At 65.1% G+C, this 6,263-nt stretch carries 4 protein-coding genes; 2 read left to right on the forward strand and 2 right to left on the reverse strand.

Translation table 11 applies throughout. The annotated features are described in order from the left end of the window. Positions 1–94: 94 nt before the first annotated feature. On the forward strand, positions 95–2,734 hold the full coding sequence (locus JWM94_RS04985) for a bifunctional diguanylate cyclase/phosphodiesterase (protein WP_299422643.1): 2,640 nt from the start codon (positions 95–97) through the stop codon (positions 2,732–2,734). Positions 2,735–2,741: 7 nt separating this feature from the next. Here the strand turns inward: JWM94_RS04985 and JWM94_RS04990 are convergent, their stop codons facing one another. Then, entirely contained in the window at positions 2,742–3,260 is a 519-nt protein-coding gene (locus JWM94_RS04990; RefSeq protein ID WP_299422645.1) for a hypothetical protein, read from the reverse strand. A 69-nt stretch (positions 3,261–3,329) separates the two neighbouring features. Further along, entirely contained in the window at positions 3,330–4,322 is a 993-nt protein-coding gene (locus JWM94_RS04995; RefSeq protein ID WP_299422648.1) for a phytanoyl-CoA dioxygenase family protein, read from the reverse strand. Between the two features lie 427 nt (positions 4,323–4,749). Between JWM94_RS04995 and JWM94_RS05000 the strand changes: the two genes are divergently transcribed. Next, on the forward strand, positions 4,750–6,263 hold a 1,514-nt coding region (locus tag JWM94_RS05000; RefSeq protein ID WP_299422652.1), incomplete at its 3' end, for a ribonucleoside-diphosphate reductase subunit alpha.

A 6,263-nucleotide genomic window follows, 5' to 3' on the forward strand; every position in this document is an offset into this window, starting at 1 on the left:
GCGCGCCAGCGCCTTATAAGGCGGCCGCCAAGCGACGGAAAATTAATCCTGGGCGGCAAGCACTTCATAACACCTTGGCGATATGGCAAGCTGCATGTCGCTGCACCGCAACCGATCGACGACCGAGGCACCGCGCTCGATCTGGGGCGCGTTGGGGCTCAACGCCGACCCCGCGCCCGAAGTTACCGACAGCCGTCTGATCCGGCTGGCCGAGGTCGCGGCGATCTGGCCGTTCGTGCTGTTCGCGCAGATCCTGGCACCGGTAACCGTCGCGCTGGTCGTCCATTATACCGGCCACGACGCGATGCTCGGCGACGTCGCGACGCGCGGTGGTTTGATCGCGCTGATGTCGCTGGGCGCGCTGCTCCAGCTCAAGCTGCCCAGAGCGCGCGAGTGGCCGACGCAGATGCAGGTGCGCACGCTGACGCTCAGCGCGGCGGGGATCGGTGCCGGCCTATTGTGGCTGTTGCCGCTGCTGGCGACACCGCAACTGACTCAATTCCACCTCGCCGGGTTCGTCGCGATCTTCGCCGCGGTCACGATCACCGCGATCGCGATCCATCCGGTACGCGCCGCCACCCTGTCCTATGCCGCGACGCTGGGCGCGATGGTGATGTTCCGCTCGGGCATCGCGCTGCCGTCGGCGGTCGCCGCTTTGGCCTTCGTCACGCTGATCGTCGCGACCGTCCGGCTGGCGCGCGACGACCAGAAAACCACCGAGCGTCACGGCGCGAGCACCAATGCCGGCCGCCTCGCCGAACAGCTCGTCCGCGAGGTCGAGGAACATGGCGACGGGTGGTTCTGGCAGACCGACCGCCAGGGCTTTTTCACCTATCTGTCGGCGAAGGTGGCGCGCGAGTTCGAGCGGCTGGGGACGATCACCCACGGCGCCAAGTTGATCGACACGTTCCGCGTCGACGCCGAATCGGGCGACACCGAGCGCACGCTCAATTTCCACCTCTCCACGCGCACCTCGTTCACCGATTATTCGGTGTGCCCGGCGACCGACGAGGAAAGCGATCATTGGTGGTCGATTTCGGGGCGTCCGGTGCTCGACGGGCTCGGACGGTTTCAGGGGTTCGTCGGCTCGGGCCGCGACCTGACCGAAAAACGCCGCTCGGACGCGGAGATCACGCGGCTCGCACTGTTCGACGGGCTGACCGGGCTCGCCAACCGACAGCGCATGCGCGCCTCGCTCGACAAGACGCTCGCGCCGCAATCGGGCACCGGCACCACCGCGTTGTTCCTGCTCGACCTCGACCGGTTCAAGGCGGTCAACGACACGCTCGGCCACCAGGTCGGCGATGCGCTGCTCAAGCAAGTCGCGCAGCGGCTGCAGCGCGCGGTCGGCGAGGCCGGGCTGGTCGGGCGGCTCGGCGGCGACGAATTCAAGGTCGTGCTGCCCGGGATGGGCAATCGCGACAGATTGAGCGAGCTCGCCATCGCGGTCATCAACGCCGTGTCGCAGCCCTTCTTCATCGAAGGCTCGTCGATCTCGGTCGGCTGCTCGGTCGGCATCGCGGTCGCGCCCGAGGACGGCACCGATTCGGAAACGCTGACGCGCAACGCCGACATCGCGATGTACGCCGCCAAGGGCGACGGGCGCGGCATCCACCGTTTCTTCCGTCCCGAACTGCTGGAGGGCGCGAAGAGCCGCAAGCTGCTCGAGGACGATCTGCGCGGCGCGCTCGCGGGCAACCAGTTCCACGTCGCCTATCAGCCGGTCGTCTCGACCGAAGGCGCGCGGATCGTCGGGTTCGAGGCGCTGATCCGCTGGGACCACCCGACCCGCGGGAGCATCAGCCCGGCCGAGTTCATCCCGATCGCCGAGGAATCGGGTCTGATCGAGCCGATCGGCGAATGGGTGCTGCGCACCGCGTGCCGCGAGGCCGCGACCTGGCCGAACCACGTCCGCGTCGCGGTCAACGTGTCGCCGATCCAGTTCGCCAACCCCGCGCTGCCGGCGATCGTCACCTCGGCGCTGGCCGCCTCCGGGCTCGCCGCGGAACGCCTCGAACTCGAAATCACCGAAGGCGTTTTCCTCAACGAAACAAGCTCTTCGGAGGCGATGTTCAAGTCGCTCAAGGGGATCGGCGTGCGCCTCGCGCTCGACGATTTCGGCACCGGTTACTCGTCGCTCGGCTATTTGAAGAAGGCGCCGTTCGACAAGATCAAGATCGACCAGAGCTTCGTGCGTGGCGCCGCCGTCCCGGGCAACCGCAACGCCGCGATCATCAAGGCGATCGTGACCTTGGCCAACACGCTCTACATGGAAACCACCGCAGAGGGCGTCGAACACCAGGACGAAGTCGAGCTGATCCGCGAACTGGGGTGCAGCCACATCCAGGGCTTCGTCTATGGCAAAGCGGCGCGCTGCGAGGACGTGATCCTGTTGCTCGAGGGATCCGGCGGGATCGCCACGCCTCGAGGCTTCAAGGTCAGCCGCAGCCCGCGCTCGCGGATGCTGCGCACCGCGCAACTCGACCTCGGCAGTGCGCAGGGCGAAGTCCGGATCCGCAACATCTCGTCGACCGGCGCGCTGATCGACGGGATCGAATTCCCCAGCGAGTCGGGCGGCGTCGACGTGATGATCGAACTGCTCGAAGGCCAGATGTTCCCGGCCACCGTCAAATGGGCGAAGGACGGCAAAGCAGGGCTGGAGTTCGCCGAATACTTCAACCTCGAACGCTTGAACGCGGTCGCGCCGAACAGGGGCCTGCGCAAGGCGGGGTGACGCAACGTTACTTAACGGTCCCGGCCAGGCAACCATCCCAGCCGACAAACGGGCTTGGCCAAGACCGATAGATATCCATTCGACTAGCACCGCCGCGCGGCACAATATCGAACGTGTACATCACCCTGTTACGGCCGTTTCGAACAACCACTCGCCAACTACCCTGTCCCAGCGCAAACAATTGCCCATGGTTTTTGGTTGCCAGGCAGCGCGCGAGCGAACCCGGATCCCCCTTGATTTTCACTGTTTCAATCGGCTCGCCCGTCAAAACGGGCATGGGAAGGACGGGTTCACGCGAGAAATCCGATCCGCGAAAGACCGACTGGTAGAGCATGAAAACGCCCGCGCCGAGAAAAACCAGGTTGAGTAATGTGGCGCCATACCAGTCGAGTGAGCCGTTATGGTAATGCGCCCAACCACCCCGGCCAGGAACGCGAAACTGGCCCCTCGCCCAGCCCCGATATGAAACATAAGCCGCCACGGCGAGGAACGGAACGGTCAGCAAAAGCCACGGGCTGGGGTCCAAGCTGCGCACCAAACCTTATTGGCAATCGCCCTACTGTCCCGCAACTGGGTAGTCGGCGGACGGAAACACCTAAACCCACTCGCGCTCGTCCGGCCACTGCATCGGATACATCGTGACGTACTGGGCCAATCGCGGGCGGTCGCTCGTGTTGGCGCTGGCACCGTGCGGGATTTCCTGGCGCCAGATCACCAGGTCGCCCGCGCCCGCCGGTACCGTGACCGCCTCTCCCGACAAATCGACCCGGCGCGGGTCGGCGGCGCCCAGCGACTCCAGCCAGCCGGCGGCAAGCCGGTGATGGAACCCCGGCACGACCTGCAACGCGCCCTGATCGGCGGCGGTATCGGTCAGGTACAAGATGCCTCCGACGTCGAACGGAATCGGCGGCGCAAGGCTGGTGTCCCAGTGCAGGTGCGGGCCGGGGAAGCTGTAATTCCCCGCGACCGGCGGGTTGAAGCTGAGCCGGTCGGTCGACGCGATCAGATCGGCGTGACCATAGAGTTCGGCAAACGCCTTGTGCAGCCGGGGCGCGCGGCGCGGGACGTTCATCGCGGGATGCTGGAAATGCTGGACCATGATGCCGTTGGTGCGCGGGGCGTACCATGTCGCGGGGTCGGCCGGATCGGCGTCGAGAACCGACCAGAGGTGCTCGGCGATCGCCCCCGCCTCGTCGCGCGTTACCGCGCCACGCAGGACGACGACGCCATCGCGCTCCCATATTGCCAGCTCGGCGGCATCGAACACCGGATCGGCCGCCATCACCCTTGCCCGTCGCGCGATCTCGGCGGCGGGCGGCGATGCGCCATGATACCAGGCATGGTAGCGTTCGATCCGCGCCGGGTCGGACCGCCCGGCAGTCGCGACGATCCACGCGGCGAACTCGTCGAACCCGGGCCGTGCGTCGCCGAGGTGGCGCATCGCCTCCTCCAGCCCGATCCCGAGCGTATCGAGCAAGGTGCGCGTCGGCGGCGGCCGCGAATCGCGCGGCGCGGCCAGCATCGTCGCGCGCGCCCAAAGATCGTACAGTCCCGCCACATCGCGGGTCGGCATTTGCTCGTCGATCATCGCCGACGTCGGACCACAACCGATAGATCGGGTCCAGACCGCCCCTAAAAAATTTTCCGCCGTTCCACGTTCGTTCGCTTGCGTTTCCGCAAAGCCGCAGAAACCCGCGCGTCGCGGCGAATGGGCCGGATCGGACCTTCCATGAACCGACTCAAAATAGCGACGAACCGAGTCATTAAAACGTCATTTACCGTCTTGCGTCGAACGGCGGATAGGCACAATCTGTTGAGGTTCAGTTCGGGGGCGAACCCAAGCACTGGTAGACGAGTGACCGGGATACTATATCCCGGAAGCGGCTTTTCCGTGCCCAATGCACAGGCTGTGGACACTTTTTGTTCTTGGCCGCCGACCCCCGGGTGGTAGCATGGGGGTTCGCCCCCGAGTCGAGACGACGAGCGTATAAGAGCGCGGCAAGCAGGGGCGGATGATGGACTTCAGAGACACCGAAGGAACGGGCGAGCATATGGCAACCGACGCGATCGAGGCGACTGCCCCGGCCAAGCCGAAAAAGGCCGAGAAGCGCGATTCGAAGTCGATCACGCCGCAGCCTTATGCGCTCGAGGTCGATCATTCGCGCGACGCATTGCTCACCGATTTCGGCAAGGACACGCTCAACGACCGCTACCTGCTGCCGGGCGAATCGTACCAGGATCTGTTCGTCCGCGTGGCGTCGGCCTATGCCGACGATGCGGCGCACGCGCAGCGCATCTACGATTACATCTCGCGGCTGTGGTTCATGCCCGCCACGCCGGTTCTGTCGAACGGCGGCACCGGGCGTGGCCTCCCAATTTCGTGCTTCCTCAACTCGGTCCCCGACAGCCTCAACGGCATCGTCGATACGTGGAACGAGAATGTCTGGCTGGCGTCGCGCGGCGGCGGGATCGGCACCTATTGGGGCAATGTCCGCGGCATCGGCGAGCCGGTCGGGCTTAACGGCAAGACCAGCGGGATCATCCCGTTCGTGCGCGTGATGGATTCGCTGACGCTTGCGATCAGCCAGGGCTCGCTGCGCCGCGGGTCGGCGGCGGTCTATCTCGACATCAATCACCCGGAGATCGAGGAATTCCTCGAAATCAGAAAGCCTTCCGGCGACTTCAATAGAAAAGCTCTGAACCTCCACCACGGCGTGCTGATCACCGATGCCTTCATGGAAGCGGTGCGCGACGGCGGCGAATGGAATCTGCTCAGCCCCAAGGACCGGAGCGTCCGCGCCACGGTCGATGCGCGCGCGCTGTTCCAAAAGCTGGTCGAGACGCGCCTCGCGACCGGCGAGCCGTACATCATCTTCGCCGACCATGTGAACAAGAACATGCCCAAGCATCACCGCGATCTCGGCCTCAAGGTCTCGACCTCGAACCTGTGCTCGGAAATCACCCTGCCGACCGGCAAGGACCATCTCGGCAATGATCGCACCGCGGTATGCTGCCTGTCGTCGCTGAATTTCGAGACGTGGGACCAGTGGAAGGACGCCAAGGGTTTCATCGAGGATGTGATGCGTTTCCTCGACAACGTCCTGCAGGATTTCATCGAGCGTGCCGAACCCGGCATGGAACGCGCCGCCTATTCCGCGATGCGCGAGCGTTCGGTCGGCCTCGGCGTGATGGGTTTCCACTCTTTCTTGCAGGCACGTGGCCTGCCGTTCGAGGGCGCCATGGCCAAGAGCTGGAACATGCGCATGTTCAAGCACATTCGCGGCCAGGTCGACGAAGCCTCGATGCAACTGGCGATCGAGCGCGGCCCCTGCCCCGACGCCGCCGACATGGGCGTGATGGAGCGCTTCAGCTGCAAGATGGCGATCGCGCCGACCGCATCGATCAGCATCATCACCGGCGGCACCAGCGCCTGCATCGAGCCGATCCCGGCCAACATCTACACCCACAAGACGCTCAGCGGCTCATGGTCGGTCAAGAACCCCTATCTCGAAAAGCTGCTCAACGAGAA

The sequence above is a fragment of the Sphingomonas bacterium genome (genome assembly GCF_028289855.1).
Taxonomy (GTDB): Bacteria; Pseudomonadota; Alphaproteobacteria; order Sphingomonadales; family Sphingomonadaceae; genus Sphingomonas.

What these genes read in the sequence shown, in the direction of transcription:
- JWM94_RS04985 (WP_299422643.1), top strand. Translation starts at nt 95, where the DNA reads ATGTCGCTGCACCGCAACCGATCGACGACCGAGGCACCGCGCTCGATC.
- JWM94_RS04995 (WP_299422648.1), bottom strand. Translation starts at nt 4,322, where the DNA reads ATGATCGACGAGCAAATGCCGACCCGCGATGTGGCGGGACTGTACGAT.